Origin of the sequence: Psittacicella melopsittaci, from assembly GCF_003585925.1 — a bacterium.
Lineage (GTDB): Bacteria > Pseudomonadota > Gammaproteobacteria > Enterobacterales > Psittacicellaceae > Psittacicella > Psittacicella melopsittaci.
Genome location: NZ_NRJH01000043.1, coordinates 1 through 21,571 on the forward strand (window position 1 = coordinate 1; position 21,571 = coordinate 21,571).

14 protein-coding genes are annotated in these 21,571 nt (G+C 36.5%); 7 read left to right on the plus strand and 7 right to left on the minus strand.

Annotated elements, in window-relative coordinates; genetic code table 11:
- Window positions 1–617: 617 nt before the first annotated feature.
- From CJP74_RS05005 to lepA, 4 genes are all read right to left on the minus strand, one after another.
- On the minus strand, window positions 618–3,821 hold the full coding sequence (locus CJP74_RS05005) for an HsdR family type I site-specific deoxyribonuclease (RefSeq protein WP_119497184.1): 3,204 nt from the start codon (window positions 3,819–3,821) through the stop codon (window positions 618–620).
- Window positions 3,821–3,961, minus strand: a complete 141-nt coding sequence (locus CJP74_RS08115) for a hypothetical protein (protein ID WP_222986948.1) — start codon at window positions 3,959–3,961, stop codon at window positions 3,821–3,823. The genes CJP74_RS05005 and CJP74_RS08115 overlap by 1 nt, the downstream gene beginning before the upstream one ends.
- Before the next feature lie 81 nt (window positions 3,962–4,042).
- Window positions 4,043–5,134, minus strand: a complete 1,092-nt coding sequence (lepB, locus tag CJP74_RS05010; protein WP_119497185.1) for a signal peptidase I — start codon at window positions 5,132–5,134, stop codon at window positions 4,043–4,045.
- Complete coding sequence (gene lepA, locus CJP74_RS05015) at window positions 5,134–6,927, minus strand: translation elongation factor 4 (protein ID WP_119497186.1); 1,794 nt, start codon at window positions 6,925–6,927, stop codon at window positions 5,134–5,136. Before lepA ends, lepB begins: the two co-directional genes overlap by 1 nt.
- 1,233 nt (window positions 6,928–8,160) lie before the next feature.
- Between lepA and dapE the strand changes: the two genes are divergently transcribed.
- From dapE to CJP74_RS05035, 4 genes are all read left to right on the plus strand, one after another.
- Window positions 8,161–9,846, plus strand: a complete 1,686-nt coding sequence (gene dapE / locus CJP74_RS05020; RefSeq protein ID WP_119497187.1) for a succinyl-diaminopimelate desuccinylase — start codon at window positions 8,161–8,163, stop codon at window positions 9,844–9,846.
- 4 nt (window positions 9,847–9,850) lie between these two features.
- Window positions 9,851–10,297, plus strand: coding sequence for a Holliday junction resolvase RuvX (gene ruvX, locus CJP74_RS05025; RefSeq protein WP_119497188.1), 447 nt, complete (start codon window positions 9,851–9,853; stop codon window positions 10,295–10,297).
- Between the two features lie 142 nt (window positions 10,298–10,439).
- Complete coding sequence (gene grxD, locus CJP74_RS05030; RefSeq protein WP_119497189.1) at window positions 10,440–10,784, plus strand: Grx4 family monothiol glutaredoxin; 345 nt, start codon at window positions 10,440–10,442, stop codon at window positions 10,782–10,784.
- Between the two features lie 1,260 nt (window positions 10,785–12,044).
- Window positions 12,045–14,075 carry a bifunctional 2',3'-cyclic-nucleotide 2'-phosphodiesterase/3'-nucleotidase gene (locus CJP74_RS05035; protein WP_119497190.1) on the plus strand — a complete coding sequence of 677 codons (2,031 nt, stop codon included), beginning with the start codon at window positions 12,045–12,047 and terminating at the stop codon, window positions 14,073–14,075.
- Window positions 14,076–14,354: 279 nt separating this feature from the next.
- On the opposite strand, the gene CJP74_RS05040 is transcribed toward CJP74_RS05035, so the two are convergent.
- On the minus strand, window positions 14,355–15,653 hold the full coding sequence (locus CJP74_RS05040; protein ID WP_222986950.1) for a glycosyltransferase: 1,299 nt from the start codon (window positions 15,651–15,653) through the stop codon (window positions 14,355–14,357).
- Window positions 15,654–15,737: 84 nt separating this feature from the next.
- Between CJP74_RS05040 and ybaK the strand changes: the two genes are divergently transcribed.
- The gene (gene ybaK / locus CJP74_RS05045) at window positions 15,738–16,217 is read left to right on the plus strand and encodes a Cys-tRNA(Pro) deacylase (RefSeq protein WP_119497192.1); all 480 of its coding nucleotides are present in this window, start codon (window positions 15,738–15,740) and stop codon (window positions 16,215–16,217) included.
- A 190-nt stretch (window positions 16,218–16,407) separates the two neighbouring features.
- Here the strand turns inward: ybaK and CJP74_RS05050 are convergent, their stop codons facing one another.
- Window positions 16,408–16,908, minus strand: coding sequence for an OmpA family protein (locus CJP74_RS05050; RefSeq protein WP_119497193.1), 501 nt, complete (start codon window positions 16,906–16,908; stop codon window positions 16,408–16,410).
- Window positions 16,909–16,937: 29 nt separating this feature from the next.
- Window positions 16,938–18,287: a Tol-Pal system beta propeller repeat protein TolB gene (gene tolB, locus CJP74_RS05055; protein ID WP_119497194.1), complete on the minus strand. Its 1,350-nt coding sequence runs from the start codon at window positions 18,285–18,287 to the stop codon at window positions 16,938–16,940.
- 234 nt (window positions 18,288–18,521) lie between these two features.
- Between tolB and CJP74_RS05060 the strand changes: the two genes are divergently transcribed.
- Complete coding sequence (locus CJP74_RS05060; RefSeq protein ID WP_119497195.1) at window positions 18,522–19,130, plus strand: YigZ family protein; 609 nt, start codon at window positions 18,522–18,524, stop codon at window positions 19,128–19,130.
- 576 nt (window positions 19,131–19,706) lie between these two features.
- Window positions 19,707–20,903: a hypothetical protein gene (locus tag CJP74_RS05065; protein WP_147397053.1), complete on the plus strand. Its 1,197-nt coding sequence runs from the start codon at window positions 19,707–19,709 to the stop codon at window positions 20,901–20,903.
- The last annotated feature ends 668 nt before the right edge of the window (window positions 20,904–21,571 follow it).

Sequence of the window (21,571 nt, forward strand, 5' to 3'; positions counted from 1 at the left end):
ATAACGACTTAAACAACTGATATTTAATAATATTTTTATATTTTAGGTATGTTTAAGTTCTTTCCTCTATCCCCAAATCTATAAATTAGTCTTACCTATCAATAACTTTAGATAACTCCCTACCTATGAAAGTAACCATTCGGTTATCTATGCGAAACTCTCGCCATAATCAGGGCATTAATTTTTTTATCCTTTGCAACTAGTAAAAGAATGAAGGTTACTAATTTTTTTAATTTTTTTCTTCTTTTAGCAAAATTAGAAAAAAAGCAAAAAAGTTTAAAAAAATTGCTTTCCCTTAACTTTTTTAGGGCTATACAAGCCTTTTTTATCCCAAATTAATATTTTTTTGTGTAAAAGGTTAGCGAACCTATCAACCTTCATCAAGAAAAAACTTGGTAGCATATATCAGAAAAAAAAGACTAGTATATATTAAAGACAATCCCACCCCCAAAGCAAAAGAGTCAACCCAAACTAAAAACCCAACCAAGAAACCAAAACTCCAATCCCAAAGAAAAAGAGTTAACCCAACCGAAAAAGAATAAACCCAAACTCAAACTATAACCCAAAACCCAAACCATAAAAAAAGGCTCTCGCTTGAGAACCTTTTTTGTCTAAATTTAAATATATTCAGCTTGCCCATCCGCAAACTCATACAGGGCATTAACTAAATCATAGTAATAGAACAAACTCGGTAAACGGGCTACATTAGGATCTGCATGATCCTTATAACTCGAACCTAGATCTTTATCAATGTTACGTAGTTTAGGATAGAGAGCCAAGTCAGTGCGACTACCTTGACTATGGATTTTAAACCACTCTAACAAATCTTCAGGATCTACTACATGAGATATACCCCAGTAGTCGGTGAATTTGCGAATTTGTTCATAAACGCGAAGATTTGCAGCAGGAAGAATTACTTCAGAAGCTTCGCCATAGGCTACAGGATAAGTTGTTCCTTCCCCTGGGAAAAATCCTTGGTTAATTGCTTCTATCGCTTGCAGAGCTTTACGATAAGTAACTTCATCTTTTTCTTTTACCGACTCTAAGTACTTATGTAAATCTTGCCAAAGTTGAGCAAACTCTAACTCTTTTTTATTGAAGCGTTTTTTACTCAGATCTACCCTATTTTCTAGGTATTCTAACAGCTTCGGCAAGCGTTTACTTGTTGCTCGTAAAGCATGTATCTGATTAATGTACTTACTAAAGAGATCACCAAGATAATCGTAACTTATTGGTACATCTTGCACAAGATTGATTTGGGTTTCCACCTCAAAAGACTCTACGCCTAGAGTTTTAGTAATGCTCTCGCGTAGTTTTGGGGTTAAGAGCCACATTAAATCTTGCTCTTGCTCAGAGCTTATGCCTATAGTTTGGTAAAAAGCTTGCGGATCACTATAAGAATAGAGATTTTTCTGGCTACGTCCTGGAGCATAAGTATATTGTTTTACTTGAGCTAAAGTAAACGAATACTTACGTACTAATTCAAGCATGAGCTCTTGCTCAGAAAAAGTAGCAGGAATTTGCGTAAAGTCTTGCGTTAACTCACGCAGTTTTTTCACTATCTCTTTAAGTTTGGCAAGTACTTTGCTATAGGCTGGAGCTAGAGTTTTAGTTTTGTAAATTTCTTTTTCCAGAATGCCATAATCTTCGAACTCTTCCCCTAAAGCGTAAGTAGCAAAAGCACGGAGCATTTCATATTTGGAGTTATGCGGCCAACGATAATGCACTATATTACCAAAAGGTTTTTCTAGCATTTTGGTAATACGGTTAGTACGCGAATAAGCTTGCACTAAACCTGCTCCACGTAAAGGACGATCTATATACAAGGTATTGATCATAGGTGCATCAAAACCTGTGAGTAATTGATCAATTACTATTACTAGATCTAAATACTTACCTTCATGGCTTTTATGAGAAATACGTTCGATTACATCATTAAAGTAAAGATTTATCTCTTCGCGACTGTGAGCCGTACCAAAGGTTTGGTTATAGTCAGCTATAGCTTGATCTAAAACGTCTTTAGCTTGATTTTGCTCACCCATAGCATCGCTATAGGTCATAGCTACATTAAGCGTAAACAAGCCCTGCTCTTTACGTTCAGCATTGACACGTTTAAATTCTTGATAGAACATGTCTACCATAGGTGACGAAGGAGCCTGACAGCCCGAACCTGTAGTTAAAATCGCACTATACTGGAAATTGCTTGAGTTATGTTGCCAGTTAGCAAAGATATCAGCAACTACATCACGCACATGCTCGGCATTGAGATAGTAAAAACTTGGATCTACTTTTTCTTCATCCATGAATTTAGCATTAGCCTCAAGAGCTAGTTGCTCGCGCTCTTCTTTGTCATAGTCAGCAAACTGAGCGATAGTTTGGGCATAATGCTCTTGATAAGGGCTCGTACTCTTGAAATCTACTTTAAAGCCCAGCACATTAGAGTCACGAATAGCATCATTAACTATGTACTTGTGCATTAATGGACCAAAAATATCCTCGGTTGTACGCGGATTAGCTGGGGTAGGATAAAGTACAGGGGTACCTGTATAACCTAACCATGCCGAATTTGGAAAAGCTTCTTGAATTTGCTCAAAGAGCTCGCTTCCTGTCGATCTATGTGCCTCATCAACAATAAATAAAGTATTAATTTTATTTGGCACATATTCGCGCAAGCTTACTAAACGTTTAAGTTTTTGTAAGGTGGTGATAATGATTTTAGCATCACGACGCTTAAGCAGGTCATATAACTCAAAAATATTGCTCGTACTATGAATATCCGAATCAACAGAGGTAGTACCCCCTTTAAAATTTGGATCATAAGCACGGTATTTTTCTAAGGTTTGCTTGGTTAGAGCTACCCTATCTACGACAAACACTACTTTTTGTACATTAGGTAAACGCGAAGCTAACCATGCGGTTTTAAAGCTCGTAATGGTTTTACCCGAGCCCGTAGTATGCCAAATATAACCTAACTTGCCATAACGTCCACCAAATTGGTGTTTGGTTACTGCACTTAGAGCAGCAATAGTGGCATATACTTGATAAGGACGCATTACCTTTAACGAACTTTGGCGTACATCCGAATCTATAATCATAAAGTTAGCGGCCATAACATGAGCAAAAGCTCGCGTTAACATGGTACGAGCAAAGTCGTTCCACTTGTGTACAATTGGGTTTTTATTTTTTGCAAAACTATCGCGTTGCCAACTAAAAGCAAACTCTTTGTTGAACTTATCGGCAGTAGTATTTGCCATGTATTTAACCCCATTTGGTGTCATACCTATAAGAATTTGTAAGGTGGAAAAAATCCCCGTATATAAATTCTCTTTAATGTATTGATGCATGAGGTTAAGAGCTTGATCTACTTCACAAACACTTGGCTTTTCTTCGATTTGAATTAGAGGCAAGCCATTAATTAGTAAAGTTGTATCAAAAACGCGCGTAGGTTTACCTGGAATTTGCGGGAGGCGTTTAAAGCCATGTAGCACTTGATAAACTGAGTTTCCTGCTCCTATTTCATTTTGACGAAAAATGGTAAAGCAAGCTGGAGAACCGTCATCACGTTCGATGTAAACTTGCGTTGTTCCACCAAAACCGTAAATAAATTGCCCCGCCTTAAAAGGCGAGTCTAAGCTCGTAATTTGCAGTTTAATACGAGCAAATTCATTGTCACTCAGTGGAGTTTTGCCAAGAACATCTTGGTTATTTTGCACAAGAATGCGACGAAAGTTTTGCCACAACTCTTCCTCGCTATTTTCCTTGAGAATAAGCGGTTGCCAATCTAAATTCTTAATTAAATACTGGGCTTTGTAATCTGCCATTAAATGATCCCTCCAAAGAGGATATATGCGAGAATGAGAATGATCACGGGAATCCACCAGTTACGGGCAATAAATGCCACAACTCTTTGTTCCCATGGTGGAGGAGGAAGTTTTTTTTCAGGATGAGGTTTTTTGTTCATAATTTTTGCCTTTTATAATTTAAGCCTAGTCTCTATATTTTAACAAAAAAACCTCGCTGTGACACAGCGAGGTGAACTAAATTAGTTACTTGGAGCTATATGAGGGTATAAGCCAGTAAAAATACGGCTAAAGTTAACGCCCTCAAGGCTACCTAAATTATTATATTTTAAGGCAAACCAAATGAACTCAGCTTTACCCACAATTGCTTGGTAAGAAATTGGTCCTACAAAACGTGAGTCTTGTGAGTTATCACGGTTATCCCCGATCATAAAGTAGTGATCAGCTGGAACTACCCAAGTTAAAGGTGGTAAACCTGGTTGGCTGTAAATACCTACAGCTGTTACATAGTTAAACGCTACTGGATTTTGTAAAGTATAGTGGGTAATTTGTGCTCCCTGACTATTAGTTAAAGTCTCAGTACGTTGTCTTTGGTAGTTACCATGGTAAAAATACTCGCGTGCAGGAGTAAATTGTCCATAGCTAATCGGAACCAGATTACAACCTGCAGGTAAGTTCGCCAGATTATTCCAATCTAGATTACGAGCAGCTGCTTGTGGATCACTACAACCCGAAAGAATGGTAAAAGTTTGCGTATACTGATCATAGTGTACTACATCACCTGGTAAACCCAGCACACGCTTAATCCAATCTTCGTTAGTATTTGGTGCCTTGAATACTACTATATCGCCACGTTCTACTGGCTTTAATTTAACAATAGTTTTTTGCCAAATAGGATCGTGCAGACGATAGTAGTGTTTATTTACGGCAATATAATCCCCGATTTGTAAAGTAGGTTGCATTGAACCTGAAGGAATTTTAAACGGCTCGTAAATAAACGCACGAAAAACAAAAATAATAAAGAAGAACCAGAAATAACTCGAAAGCTCCCCTAAAAAAGTACGGCGAGCTCGTAAAGCAGCTCCTTTTTTAAGTTCTTTATTAGTTTTAATTTCTTCTTCTGGATTTTCTAGTCCGAGCTCTTGCGCTAAAGCACGTTGAAAACGTGGCACATAAACAAAGCGACGTACCAGATATGCTCCTAGGAACACTAGTAGCATAATCACCCAGATAAGCGAAAGGGCATTGGCAAACGAATCAATAAAAATGTTATATAAGAGAACAAATAACACAATTACCGTTACAAAAGCCAATAAACTTGCTGATTTTTTCATTAGTCTTTCCCAACGTGTAAAATTGCTAAGAAGGCTTCTTGTGGCACTTCAACGTTACCCAGTTGTTTCATACGTTTTTTCCCTGCTTTTTGTTTTTCAAGGAGTTTACGTTTACGGGTTACGTCACCACCATAACACTTAGCTAAAACGTTTTTACGTAATTGTTTTACGGTCGAACGGGCAATAATGGTATTACCTATAGCAGCTTGAATCGCTATATCAAACTGTTGACGTGGAATAAACTCTTTCATTTTTTCTACTAGTTGTAAACCACGAGAACGAGCGTCATCACGGTGTACAATTAGGGAAAGAGCATCAACGCGATCACCATTGATTAAAACGTCAACGCGCACCATAGGTGCTCTTTGGAAACGTTTGAAGCTATAATCAAGCGAAGCATAACCTCTTGAAGTTGATTTTAAGCGATCGAAAAAGTCTAAAATCACTTCACCCATAGGGATTTCAAAAGTGAGAGCTACTTGATTACCATGGTAAACCATGTTGGTTTGCACCCCACGTTTTTCGTGACACAGAGTTAACACATTACCTAAGTACTCTTGTGGCACAAGAATATTACATTCTGAAATAGGTTCGTTAATTGATTCAATGTTGTTAACTGCAGGTAATTTAGCTGGAGAATCCACATAAACTACATTACCATTAGTTAACTCTACTTCATATACTACCGTAGGGGCTGTCGTAATTAGGTCAAGATCATATTCACGCTCTAAACGCTCTTGAATAATCTCCATGTGTAATAGACCTAAGAAACCACATCTAAAACCAAAGCCTAGAGCTTCTGAAGTTTCTGGTTCAAAGTATAATGAAGCGTCATTTAGCGACAGTTTTTGTAAGGCATCACGGAAGGCATTATAGTCATCCGAACTTACAGGGAAAATAGCAGCATATACTTGTGGTTTTACCTTTTTAAAACCAGGTAAGTTGTGTTCTGCAGAACGGTGTTGGTGAGTAATAGTATCACCCACTGGAGCACCAAGAATTTCTTTAATTCCACAAACAACCCAACCTACTTCACCACATTGTAACACGTCTTTATCAGTTTGTTTTGGAGTAAACACCCCAAGACGGTCTACGCCGTAGTTAATGCCAGTTGACATGATTTTAATTTTGTCACCCTTACGGAGCGTACCATTTTTAATACGTACTAAACTCACTACGCCTAGATAGTTATCGAACCAAGAGTCAATAATTAAAGCTTGTAGTGGTGCTTCTGGATCGCCTTCAGGTGCAGGAATCTTGTGGACAATTTCTTCGAGCACATCTTCAATACCTTGCCCTGTTTTTGCCGAACAACGTACAGCGTCATGAGCTTCGATACCTACGATGTCTTCGATTTCGCCCGCAACGCGATCTGGATCAGCTGCAGGTAGGTCTATTTTATTTAAAATTGGTACTACTTCGAGGTTCATATCTAGAGCTGTATAACAGTTAGCTAGAGTTTGCGCCTCTACCCCTTGCCCTGCGTCAACTACAAGTAAAGCTCCTTCACAAGCAGCTAAAGAACGTGACACTTCATAAGAAAAGTCCACGTGACCTGGCGTATCGATAAAGTTTAACTGATAGTCTTGCCCGTCTTTAGCCTTATAGTTTAATGTTACAGAGGCTGCTTTAATGGTAATGCCACGCTCGCGCTCGAGCTCCATAGAGTCTAATAATTGCTCTTGCATTTCACGGTCAGTTAAGCCACCACAAGTTTGAATCAAACGATCGGATAAAGTTGACTTCCCGTGGTCAATATGGGCAATAATAGAAAAGTTTCTAATATTTTTCATGAAAAAATAATCTTAACATTAAGAACCCACCACTTTTAGGGTGGGATTAATTAAAAAAATTCGACAAAGGTTTTCTCTCTTAAATAGATAATTATACCATAACTAAGAAAAAAAGAAGATCCCTTTACTAGGGGTGAAAAGAGCTTGAAGCTTAAATAGTTTAGAGCTCTATCTAATGCCAAGACAATTGTCATTTAGGTTGTTTTTAGGCTGAGCTTAGCTTGCTTTAGAGCCTGAGGATAGAGCTAAGAAAAACTTGCTAGAAGTTAATAAACTTTTGTCTACCGTTAATAAAATTTTGCCTGCTCGAGCTACTCCTAAAGTTTATAGCTTGCCTTCGATAAATTTAAAGTTTATGAGGCAACTAATTTTAAATCTGTGCCATGTTAAACTAACTCGCTTGCCTCAAAGCTAGATACCTAAGCAAAGCTAGATACCTAAAGAGGCAAGAGTTAAAAGTTTTGTCTCTACACAGTTTTCTACTCAATTTCCTACTAAGTTCTCTAATATGTTTTCTACTTACCTAATTAGTTTACTGCTTAGTTTCTCGCTCAGTTTTTCGACAAAAAAATAAGAGATCTCCTGCCTGAGACCTCTTCTTTAGATTTGCGTTGCGGTAGAGCACAAGGTAGCCAAACCTTGTAATTTTTTTAGTTACCTAAAAAACTACCAAACTTAAATATACTTACCAAAACACAAATGTATCGACAATAATAGTGACTCCACCAATTTAAAAAAAGTTAATCGAACCCTAGAAATGGTGAAGTGGCAAACTCAAAAAAATAGCTTACAGTCACTAAACTTGGCTCGTTCGAGATGTACTCTGGATCTGTAAGCTACGACTCTGAGTTTATATTCTCGGTTCATTAATTAACCTTGTGTATATTATCGCCGATTTTGGGTTGTGAGATAAAGATAAAGCTTTGAAAAAAGCATAAAAATCTGACATTTTTTCGGCAAATCTATCATTTGCAATCTTTTATCAAAAATCAATCTTACAAATGCAAGATTTTATGGGGGGGGGTAGAGCCTTTTTTATCTAAAATTCAGAGCTTTATTTACATTAAAATTCCTTTTTATTGCCCTAATTTAGGGACATTTTGCAGGTTCGATACCTAAATTTTACTTTTTAATGGGTATTTCCTTACTCATTTTAAGGTTATTACTTTTAAAGACAAGATCAAGAAAATATAATAAAATAAGGACATAGACTTAGAGCGAGAATTTTTTACTATGAGCAAAAATATTACTTTTAATGATTTACTCCATCAAACTCCGCAAAATCCATACTTTTTAAACCCTTTAGTGAGCGAAATTGACTATACGGCAGCTCTAGCTACTCTCGAAGATTTTATTAGCCGTAATACCATTTCTCCTGAAGATGCTAACATCCAAGCAGATGTAGCTCGCATTCTTGCTCCTTATGGTTTTAAAGCAATTAACTTCAACCATGGCGAGACCACTAACACTTTATACTTACGCCTAGGGGCAAACAGCCAATTACCACAAGCTATAGCTCGCGTGCTTGGTGAAGATGCCCTCCTTGACCCAAATAACGAGCATGTGCACTTAAGCTGGGAAAAAGTACGTGAACAATACGAACGCGCAAAACTAGACCAAGCTAAAATTGACGGCGTAGCTATTCCGCCTCTATCCGATTTACCGATTTTTGCCTTTGCTGGGCATACTGATGTAGTGCCACCTGGTGATCTTAGCAAATGGACTTATAACCAACCTTTTGCTCCTGACTATCATGAGAATGTAGCTACTAACCCTTATCGCCCGATTGAAGATATTGACGAATATGTTGGAGCTATCCAAGGACAAAGTAAAGCCGCTCTGCTGTTCCAAGAAAACTTCAGTCCCATGCAACAAAGTTGCTATACCCAGTATTTACAACACCCAGAGTATAGCCTTGTAGGACGTGGCGCTACGGACATGAAAGGGGGCTTGGTTGCAAGTATTTTTGCTTTAACCGCAATCCTAGATTCGTTTAAGGCAAGCAAAGAACTTGATAATGTAAGCTTTGCCTTTCTCTTTACTTCAGATGAAGAGGCAGTTGCTTTACATGGAACTAAGTATGTAGTTGAAGAGCTCGAAAAAGTAGGACAAGAATTTGCGTGGTGTGTTATTGCCGAACCTTCATCAGACAAATATGTTGGTGATACTATTCGCAATGGCCGTCGTGGTTCGGCTTCTTGGTGGATTACTGCCAAAGGAGAACAAGGGCATGTAGCTTACCCTCATCTTGTTGATAACCCTATTCATAAACTTATTCCCGTAGTAAATGCTATTCAGCAAGAGTTAGCCCAACTCGATCAGGGTAATAGTAACTTCCCACCAACTAGTTTTCAGCTTGTGGAATTAAGTGCTGGAGATGGTACCACTAATGTAGTTCCTGGAACGGCTCGGGCACAATTTAATATACGTTTTAATGACGAGCATACCTATGCCTCTTTACAAGAAAAGGTAAATGAGATTATTGCTCGCTTCCCTGAGTATAATTCTAGCCTTGAAGTAGTAACTAACTGTTCGGGTGAATCTTTTGTTACCCCAAAAGATAATAGCTTTTGCCTCGATACAGCTTTATGCTTAACTCTCTTAACTCAAGGTCTACTAAAACCTCGCTTTGATACGGGTGGTGGTACTTCAGACGGACGTTTTATTACCCGCATTTGCCCACAAATGTTTGAGTTAGGAACAACTAATGGCACTTTACATAAAGTAAATGAACAAGTAGTTCTGGGTGAGTTTTTTACTCTCATCCAAATTTACTATATTCTCACAGCTAAAACTATTGGCTTAATTCAGTTTGACGGCAATCAAGACTATAAAGCCCATTGCGTTGAACCTAAGCCACAACCAAATCTTCCTAATCTCGAAGTAAATAAATCGAGAATTAGACTAAAACAAGAGTAATTTTATGGCATATTATCTCGGTGTTGATTATGGCACGGGCAATACAGGCATAGCTATAGGGCAAGACCTCACAGGAACTGCTCAGCCTTTAACTAGTGTTTCTATGCGTCAAGGCAAGGTTGACCATGCTAGCTTTGATAAGCTCATGCGCGAATGGCAACCTACAGCCGTAGTTGTAGGCTTGCCTCGCAATCAAGATGACAGCTTAACCCAAGTTGCACCTAAAGTAATTGCTTTTGCTAATTGGGTGCATAAAATCTTTGCCGTTCCTGTCTACTTTATTGACGAACGCAATACTACCACTAGTGCCAAAGAGTTTATCTTTGCCAAATACAATTACAAAGGCTTACAAAAGAATAAAGTTGACGCTATAAGTGCAGCTTTAATTCTCCAAGCCTACTTAGACGGCGAAGCCTATCAAGAATTTGTTCCTGGAGAACAAATAAGCTAAAAGACACACAAAAAGTGTGCCTTCAAAGGGGCAAATGTTCGGCATTTGTCCTCTTTTATAGAGATAATAATTTAACTTGCAGTTCTCTTTGCTATAATACAAACTGCAATTAATTAACATTCAAATAATAATAGTAACTATCATGGCAGAAGAAGTAAAACAACCAACTAAAGAAGAAGTATTTGCACGTATTGAACGTCAAGTAACAGAAAACCCAATTGTTATCTACATGAAAGGAACACCACGTTTTCCTTCTTGTGGTTTCTCAGCACGTGCGGTGCAAGCATTAATCAACCAAAACATTGATTTTGCTTTTGTAGATATTTTACAAAACCCAGATATTCGTCAATACTTACCAGAATATGGTGATTGGCCAACTTTCCCACAACTATGGGTTAAAGGCGAGTTAGTAGGAGGATGTGATATTATCCTAGAACTTGACCAAGCTGGGGAATTAAAGAAAATTCTTGAAGAAGCAGTAAAATAAAGCTAAAACTTTAGCTAACAAAGCTAAATTAGCTAAACTAAGCAAATAAGCAAATAAAAAAAAATCAAAGCTAAAAAAGGAGAGAGCGGTTGGCTCTCTCTTTTTTCTATGCAAAAAACGGATTGCGTGATTAAAAAAATAACTTACTTTTACCTTAGAGTACTTTTTTTGCTTAGGTTAGTTGAATGAATGCTTTAAAAAGGGGGGGGGGCAAAAGAAGTACTCTAAGTTAGAAGTCTGGACTTTATTGCTTTTCTTTAAAGTTGGTTAAAAAAGCATAATTTTTTCAAATTTCGTTAACTTAGACAAATACTTTTAGAAAAAATTTTATAAAACCGACACTTTTTGTCCATTTTTTACAAAAAACTCGCGATAAAGCCTGTATTTTATAACTCAAAGGCAAAAATCACTCCCCAACAAGGAAAAATCTTTACTTTTAACCTCTTTTCTTACCAAGGATTATCTTGCTTTATTTTACCTTAGCTTTTTCTACTTTGCTGTATCTGTTTACTTTGCCGTATCTTCTTTTACCTTGCCTTGCATTATTTACTCTCCCCCTACCTTCCTTTTCTTCTATTATCTTAATTTCTCCCCCTCATTTTTTTTGCAAAAAAAAATGAACGCCGGGCTAGGGCGTTCAGTTACAACATTAACAAAAATAAAAAAATTATTGAGACTATCTGCTCTGGATAAATCCAGATGATTAAAGGCTTAGAATCTTTGAGTTTAGCTTCTTGCGCGAGTAGGTTAGTTGAATGAATGCTTTAAAAAAACTTTTGCAAGGCTCTAAACTCTCGGTACTAATTCATGACTCCTAAAAACACTTGGCTTATTTTTAAGCGACACTTCTCAATACCAAGACTCATATAGTTACTTATACATTTTAACCAAATTCTTAAGATTTGCCGAGCTAAACTCAACATTACCTAATATTTTTGTGCTAAAACTTACCGTTTCGAGATAATAACCTACTAATTCATATTGGAATTAGAAAAAATAGGTATTACTCTATTTTATAGTACCATAAATAGCGTATATTTACACTAGTTTATAACAGAAGAAAAAATATTTGCCCAGAATAAATTTTTTTTGGTTAAAATAAGGGCGAAGGCTTTTCTCTGCAGCTTTATTTTGAGCTGCTAATTAGTTTCCTAACTCGATTAGGCAAAAGAATTTGTTGCTCAGATTTAGCTAAATATTAAAGCTAACGGGTACTTTTTAAAAGTACATTTTCTCAAAAAACTTTATTCTCTGAGCATTATGAAACTAAAAATTGCTAAATTATCTGCTACTTTTATTGGTCTAGGCTTAGCAAGCATGGCTTTTGCTGAAGCTCCAACAATTAAGTTCCGTGTTATCGAAACTACCGATATCCACGCTTACTATACTTCGTTTGATTACTTTAAAGATGCTCCTGTACAAAACTACGGTTTAACTCGTACAGCAACTTTAATTAAGCAAGCTCGTGCTGAAGTGCCTAACTTTGTTTTAGTAGATAATGGAGATTTAATCCAAGGGGGAATGATTGGTAACTGGGCAGTAAACGACAACTTTACTTCTTACCAAATTCACCCAGCATATCAAGCCTTCCAATACTTACAATATGATGTATCTAACTTAGGTAACCACGAGTTTAACTTTGGTTTACCTTACTTACAAAAAGTTGTAGATACAGCACAAAAACTTGCTAAGGTTCCTGTTATCAATGCTAACGTATATGATGCTAAAACAGGAGAAAACTACTACACGCCTTACATTATTCAAGAAAAAGAAGTAGTAGATACAGCAGGTAACAAACACACTATTAAAGTTGGTTATATTGGTTTTACTCCACCAGCAATTATGCAATGGGATGCTGATAAACTAACAGGTCATGTTACTGTAGCTCCAATTGTCCAAACGGCAAATAAATTTGTTCCAGAAATGAAAGCTAAGGGTGCAGACATTATTATTGCTATCCCTCACTCAGGCATAGGTATTGCTGCTCCGTCTGACTCTTTATATGAAAACCAAGTAATTAACCTTACTAAAGTTCCAGATATAGATGCAGTAGTGTTTGGTCACTCACATGCTATTTACCCTTCGGCTGAATTTAGTCACATTAAAGGAACTAATATCGAAAAAGGTTTAATTAATGGGGTTCCTTCTGTAATGCCAGGACGTTGGGGTGATCACTTAGGGATTATCGATTTAGTTTTAGTACAAGACCAAAACGGTAAATGGAAAGTAGATCCACAACAATCAGTAGGCTTTACTCGTCCAATTTACGATGGTAAAACACGTACAGCTTTAGTAGAAGAAGATCCAGGTTTAGTGCAAGTATTAGCAGATACGCATCAAAAAACACGTGAATATGCTAACTCACCAATTGGTAAACTTTCAGATAACCTTTACGGTTACCTAGCGCTAACCCAAGATGACTATGCAATTAAATTAGTTAACCAAATTCAATTAGCAACTCTGCAAAAATGGGTAGCTGACGAAGGTAAACAATTTGCAGGTTACAAACTTCTTTCAACTCAAGCTCCATTCAAATATGGTGAGCGTCACAATGACGTAACTAACTTTGTGGCAGTAGATAAAGGTACTTTCTCTTTACGTAATGTTTCAGATGTTTACGTTTACCCAAATACCTTTAACGTAGTTAAAGCAACTGGGGCAGAATTAAGAGATTGGTTAGAATGTGCTACAGGTCAATTTAACCAAATTGATCCAAACAAAACTGAACGTCAAGATTTAATTAACTACCAAAATTACCGTACTTATAACTTTGACGTATTCTATGGTGTTACTTATCAAATTGACGTAACTAAACCACAAAAATTTACTTCAACTTGTCGTCCAACAAATGTGGAAGGGGCAGGTCGTATTGTAAATCTTAAATACGCTGACGGTACTGAAGTTAAAGACACTGACCAAGTATTAGTTGCAACCAACAACTACCGTGCTAACGGTGGTCGTATGCCTGGTACAGGTGCAGATCACATTGTTTATGCAAGCTTATCTACTTCACAAGAGATTATCATGGACTATGTAAGCGAAATCTCTAAAGAAGGTACGCCTGTTGCTATTGATACTAAACCTAGCTGGTCATTCTTACCTATTGCTAATGGTGACCAACTAAACGTAGTTATCTACTCAGCTCCAGATGAAAAAGCTGTACAATGGACTTTAGCTAACTCAGTATGGCCATTAGTTAAATTAGGTTATGACAGTGCAGGCTTCCAAGAATACAGCATTGACTTATCTAAATACCAACCAAATAACTTAATTGAAAACCACAATAAATAGTTTTTAGTTAAAAAATAAAGGACAAGAAGTTTTACTTCTTGTCCTTATTTTTATGAGCATTTTGTGAGTTGCTTTTGCTTGGGCTAGGCTTTTTATTCTTTGCCTCAGCCTTGACTAAGCTTTGTAGATGAGTTTTTATTATTTATCTTATACTTTGCTATTGCTAGTAAGCATTTTATGCTTATGGGCAAGGGATTTTTCGTCTCTAGCTTGAAGGATAAAAATATTTCTCGGCTAGATTTTCTCGCTATAGGCTATAAGTCTTTAGTAAAAAGATCGCTACTCCTGGAGATAATGATTAAGTACCTGAAGTAAGCATTCTTTTTCTTCTTGACTATATTCCTCAAAATTAACTCTATAGTTAAAAGGAGGACGATTTTGTTCTTGCTCTAAATAAGCATACTTGTTTTCTTCTAAGCCTAAAGCTGCTAAAGCTTGTTCGGCTTTAAGTTTTTCTGCCTCTAGAGTTGTCTCTTGCGGTTGTTTAAGGTAGGCATAGAGGTTGATATTATCTTGGAGCTCAGACCAACGTTTGGCAACAGGATAAATATAGCGTAAGAAAATTCGTGCCGCTGTCCCAGGTAAAAAGCAAGGTTCAGCTAAAAAGGCATCTAATTGTTCTTGATCTTGCCAGAGTTCTTTGAGGCGTTTACTTAAAGCTTGCGGATTCCGTGGATCATAAAACAAAATCGCCTTGGCATTAAAGTAGTCAAGTTCGGTCTCTATGCCACCCCAATAAATTGGAATGCAACCTGCCGCCATTGCCTCAATTATTTTTTCTGTAACATAACCTGGAGCATAAGAGTTTTCTGGGCAAATCATAAAACGAAAGTTCTTGCTATAAGCAATTTTATCGTCATGATACAACTCTTGAAGATCGTTGGTATTACGACGAAACTTACTTGGATAGAAAACTGCTTTATCTGTGAGCCAAGCAAAAGTTTGGCTAAAAAGATCACAAATTGCTGATCTTACGCCAGGCATTTGCCCAATTTTATCATGGCGACTAATACAAATGCCTAGACCAGGACGGAGTTGCCAAGGAAAATCCTTGCGTGCCTGCTCAAAGCTTGCTACCCATTCTTCTACTTGGGCTAAAGTCGGTAAACCATATAAAGTATGTAAACCTACACTATCACTGCGTAAATAGTTAGGCACATGCAAGTAATTCGCATAGAGAGCTGGAACTGCTTGCGGTAAGTAAACTCCTAAGGCTAGATCGACATAATTGGCAAAAAAGTCTTGGGCGTTATAACAAAAATCAAACTCGTAGCTATTTTCTTGCCCATGAAACACCGAGCGAATACCATACACCTGCGGTAAAGGTTCTTCACGTTTGGCATTAACACTCAGAGGATAATTCCAATGTGCCTCGGGAGCCAAATGGTATTTGGCTTGATAGCTACTCACACAGCGTTCGAGTTCACTGCGCACCCAGTAACGCTTCATAAAAGCTTGCACTACATAGGTATGATAAGGAAAATCTTGGTAATTAAACTTGTGGTATAAGGCTATAGCTTTTCTTTGCTCGAGATCAAAGCTATACCAAAACCCACAGTAGGAAAAAGAAGAGCTCATAATTTCTCCGTAGCCTATACTGCTTATCATTATACGCGAGAAAAGAAATAGTTGTATAATAAAGAACCGAGGAGGACGGAGAAAATGACTCCAGCAATTAATTTACTCAAAAAACAAAAAGTTCCTTTTGAGGTACTAACTTACGAACACGATCCAGATAATACTAACTTTGGCCAAGAGGCAGTAGAAAAACTCGCTCTTCCTGCCGAGCAAGTATATAAAACTCTACTAATTAGCCTCAATGGCGAAGCCAAAAATCTTGCCGTAGTAGTTTTACCTATAGCCCATATGCTGAGCCTAAAAAAAGCAGCCAAAGCCTTTAAAGCGAAAAAAGCAGAAATGGCAGATAAGGATCTGGCTCAAAAAGTAACCGGCTATTTAATCGGGGGCATTTCCCCACTGGGACAGAAAAAAGCTCTGCCTACGGTAATAGATGCAGGAGCACAAAACTTTAGTACTATTTACTGTTCGGGTGGTAAACGCGGTTGTGATATAGCGGTAAACCCACAAGACCTTGCTCGCTTAACACGCGGACAATTTATTGATATAGTTGATGACAAATAAATTTTTTGCTCTCTATGCTCGGCATAGAGGGCTTTAATTTAAGGTAAAAAATAAAGCCATAGGTACAAGTACCTATGGCTTATCTTGAGAGATTCGGTATAGAGATCCTAAGATCTCTGCCTTTATCAGGCCTAAGCGTAACTAGGTCTAGTTACTACTTATATTTTACCTTAATTGCTCTCGCTTGTCATTAGAAATTGTAGTTAAATACTACACGACGGTTTTTCGCGTAGTCAGCTTCAGTGTGACCTAAAACTGCTGGACGCTCTTCACCGTAGCTTAATTGACGGATATCAGAAGGGTTTACGCCAAATTCTACTAATAGGTTAGCTACTGCTTTAGCACGTTCTGCACCTAGAGCAATGTTGTACTCAGGAGTACCACGTTCATCAGTGTAACCTTCTAATAATACTTTAGCACCTGTAGATTTGATGAACTCAGCGTGAGCTTTAATTAATTCTCTACCTTCAGCAGTTACTTGGTAGCTATCAAAAGCAAAGTAAACTGTGTTGTATTGGTTTTGTAATTCTCTTAAGCTATAACCATTGTAAAGTTTAGCGTTAGGATCATTCGCGTTTAATGAAGCGTTAGTAAAGCTTGAGTCAGCTACATTGCTGCTTGTTGAACAAGCTGCTACTGCAAATGCTGCTAGTACCGCAAAACCTAAACGAGTTAATGTTTTTTTATTCATAGTAATAAACTTTCCTTAAATCTAATATTTTAATTTGCAGCTGGAATGCTCATGTTTGGTGTAGATTTCCCTTCAACTTGATTTGACCAAGATGGGTAACTTACTGAACCTGAAAGGACAGGAAGTTGCACGCGATAGAAACCGTCAATCGACACTAAATTAAGTACTTTATTATTGCCTTGCGTTGAAGCATAGATTACCATACGACCACTTGGTGATAAGCTTGGGCTTTCATCTAGGAAAGTATTAGTAATTTGGCTAATTTGGTTGTTACTTAAGTTTTGTGTGGTTAAACGATCTCTATTGATCATCACCATAGTTTGCATAGGATAACTAATTTCTGCATCCGTAGTTTGTCCCGAAGTACGAGAAATACGGGTTGCTCTTCCTGAATTAGGATCTAACTGATAAATAGCTGGAGTTCCTGAACGATCTGAAGTAAAGATAATACTGTTACCATACCAAGAAGGTTCGGCACTACGTCCACTACCGTTAGTTAGATTTCTTTCTGTACCATTAGCAATATTACGTAAGTAAAGATCTGAAGAACCATTTACCCCGTAAGTATATGCCAGATATTGTCCATCTGGACTATAAGCTGGAGAGGTGCTGTTACCTTGTTTGTTAACTAAAGTAGTTAAAGCACGAGAACCTAAATCATATTGCATTACTCTCGAGTTAAAAATAGAATAACTCACAAAAGCTACGCGATTATTATCTGGCGACCAGCTTGGAGAAAGAATCGGACGATCAGAAGTATAGATTTTTTCGGCATTAGCACCGTCATAGTCAGCTATATAAAGATTATATTGACTTACCCCCGCAATTGGTTGTTGAACAAAGGCAATTTTTGTTAAAAAGTCACCTGGTTGTTTTAAAATTGCTTGGTATACATCATTAGCTGCTGTATGAGCTAAGGCACGATTTTGGTTTTGGTTGAGGGTTACAGTACGACTAATACATGCTTGCCCTACCGGACAAATAGCACCTGACATATCATACAGATTATAGTCAAGACGTAATTGGCTCGCGTTTACTGCAGTTACTTGCCCTGTTACCAGGTAAAATACGCCCGCACGGAACCATACTTCTGGATTTAATTGGCTCGAAAGACTTTGCGGAAACTGATTTGCATAAATTGGAGCAAAGATTCCTGAATTTTTTAAGTCATCACCAATAATATTTTCAAGACGTTGAGTTAAGTTAACACCAGGTCCATAAGTAAAATTGCCAATGGCAATTTTAGCAGCTTGGGTACGACCTTGATCTATGGTAATAATATTACCTGAGTTTACAACGTCATCAGCAAGAACATTAGCACTCCAGAGGGCTAAGGCTACACATGAGATTTTTAGAGATAGAGATTTGATCTTTAACATATTTACTAGTCTACTGTCATCTTGACAATAAAAATTCGAGGTAGGCTACACTTGGCCTTTGCGTTATTAATCTAAGTAAATATTATAACATTTTTAATAAAAACTACAGATTTCTAGTTCTATAGTTATAAGGTTTACACTTGATTTTTTAAAGAGAGAGCAACAAATTTTTCTTGTCGTATTTTTCAGCTAGTTAAAATAGGCTATAATAACAGCTAGGAGAAAAAAATTAATATGGAATATAAAGTTTTAGCTTCCCCCGTAACTTTTGAAGAAGAAATTAAAAAAAGTAAATTTATTACCTATTTAAAGCGCGTAGAAAATCTTGCTGATGCTCGTGCTTTTTATGCTCAACTTAAACGCGAACACCCAAAAGCTGTGCATGTCTGCTGGGCAACGGTTGCAGGTTTACCTGGCAATGAGTTTGAGTATTTTTCTAGTGATGACGGTGAACCTTCGGGAACAGCTGGTCGTCCTATGTTAAATACTTTAATTAATTCGCAAATTGGCTTTATCATGGCAGCTACAGTACGTTACTTTGGTGGTATTTTACTAGGCACAGGTGGCTTGGTTAAAGCCTATAGTAATGGCGTACAACAAGCTCTAAAACTTGCTCAAACTACCACTGAACTCGAACGTGAACTCTACTTTGTTACTTGTAGCTACGAACAAATTAACCTTGTGCAAAATCTTTTGCAACAGTTTAATGCTAATATCGAGTTCCAAGAATTTATGGAAGAGGTAACTACCGAGTTTGCTATTCCTGTAGAAAATGTCGAGGCAATGCAAAACTTGCTTCTTGACCGCTCGGCAGGGACTTTATTTATGTACAAAATTGAATAAGTCTTTTACTTAGCTGAGCAAGTTTAACTTTTTAGCTAAGCTTAACCTTTTTAGCTAAGATTAACCTTTAAAAAACAAGCTTTACTTTTTTAATGTTACCTTAACCTTTTAAAATTAATGTTACCTTAACCTTATTAAAAGTAAGCTTAATTCTCTATGCTCAATGCACTTTTTTAAGAGCAGAATTCACAATTTTTTTACTCTAAGTTCTAACTTAAATTTAGTGCTAAGCATAACCTTGTTTCAACAAAAAATATAGTCTACTCAAGTAGCAAGATTGCTTTATTTGCTATTTATTTTCTAATAACGCATAGTTTATCAAAGTTATATAACTCAAGGTTTATCAAAATAAATCTTTCCTTGTTGCAAAAATATTTAGTATAATAAGGCATTAAAAATTTAATTACATTTTTTTGCAACCTTTGCTGAAAAAATTTGTCTTAAATAATAAGATATTTTTATTTTTTATCCGTAGCTTTTGGCAGGCTATGGATTTATTGAATTAACCACAGATATATTAGAATGACTTTCACATCTAAACCTGAAAGAAAAAAATCCAAAAAAGTATCTTTTATTTTGATTTACTTTCTAATTTTTACGCTTGGTTGTAGTTTAGGATTTGCTTGGTACTACCTCACGACTTACACAAAGATTTTTCAGCCTCGCCCTCAAGTACAAGTAATTAATCATGTTACTTATACAGGCGAACTTGAGGTATTGAATTTACCACTTAGTACAACCAATGTTGAACAGTTAAAAGATTTAGAACGTTTACAGATTTATGTATATTTTCTCAGAGAGTTAAATACTCTCTATACATACCAAGATACACTTGCTAAGCAAGATCCCGATGATCTTACTGTAGAACAGAAGGCGTTTCTTGCCTCGAGCAGAGAACTTTTTACGAGTTTAGACTTTCCTCTAGTAACTCTCATGACCAACCAACCGGTGGTATACAATCAAGAGGATAATACTTATACGACAAATTTGGCTGTTTATTCAAGTGCACATATGCTTAGCTTTGTGCAACAGGTAAGTCCCCATTTAATCTTGCTTAATAAAAACGTAAAAAGTCTAGTTCAAGGAAGCAACGATTTCAAACTCATGTATATGGAACACGATTTTGATAAAGTACAAAGTCTTGTAAACCAATACAAAAAAGATTATCCTAATGATTTTAATCCTCAAGTTAGAGCAGGATTAAACTTTCAATCTCCTGATTTTTACACTGTCGTAGAAGGTGATTTAGCTGTATTCTTTCTTCCTTTAAATAAAGAAGTACAAAAAGCTTTACATAAAGAACCTCTTGATTTAACTTACCTTCTCGCAGATATTAACACTATTAGAAAATTTCTCGATCTCGAAACCTATATTGAGAACTATCCTTTTACCCCAAGTAACTCAGTTTCTTTAGGGGAGTTAAAAACTCAATATCGTGCAGCTTTAAATACTTTAGCTGTATTTAGTTTTAGATCAATTACCGTGAACCCTAACGGACGTATGGTAAAAGACAGTAATGGCAATATAACTAACTACATTAGTTTTACCGCTCATGATCTTGATTTACCTTATGTTCCAATTAATAACTTTAGTTATTTTACTTGTGATCACGTTGAAAAGCGTGAGTTCCCGCCTATGCAAGATAGTAACGGAAAAACTGTCCCTATGGTCGCTATGGCACGTTGTTATCAACCGTTTACCGAACTCTTAAAACGCTTTAACCGTACTTATCGTCCAGATTTAAGTACCATAGTCGTGCGTGAAAGCGAGTAAGACAAATTTTTTATATTTCTCGAGCTAGTCCAGTTGGACTGGCTCTTTTTTTTTGCCTGAGATTTTGACGAGAGAGAATATAGCAGTTGGTTTTACTAGGAAGGGTGGTTAATTACGAGTTGAGGGGGTAATAAAGTTTGGTGTTAATTGGGATTTGAAGTGTTTGATTACATTTTGAAGTGCTTGATTGAGATTTGAAGTGTTTGATTAAATTTTGAAGTTTTGCGATTTTTTTGGATTTTTAAGTTCTTTTTTTGGATTTATTTGAGGTGGGGGAGAATATTTTTTGCTTTTTTAGAGAATTAATTTGTTTTTTAGGAGTTTTTTTGCAATTTTAGGTTGTACTTTTTGCTTTGACTGCTTCTTTTAAGGTATTTTTACTGATTTCTTTTGCTTTAATTGCTATTTTTTGATACTTTTCTCTTTATTTTTCTATTTTTCTCTCATTTTTATTATTTTTTCTCTATTTCCTCTCTATTTTTTCTTTGTTTTTCTCTATTTTTTTGCTAATTTTGCTAATTTTTTTCTTTATTTCTCTTATTTTTTTCTATTTTTTATCCTAAATATACTAGTACCTAAATAAAATTATAAGATTTAATAATCACAGGTATAACTTTATTTATTTACGCTTATATAAGTAGTACCTAAAATTATTAGCATTTTTTATA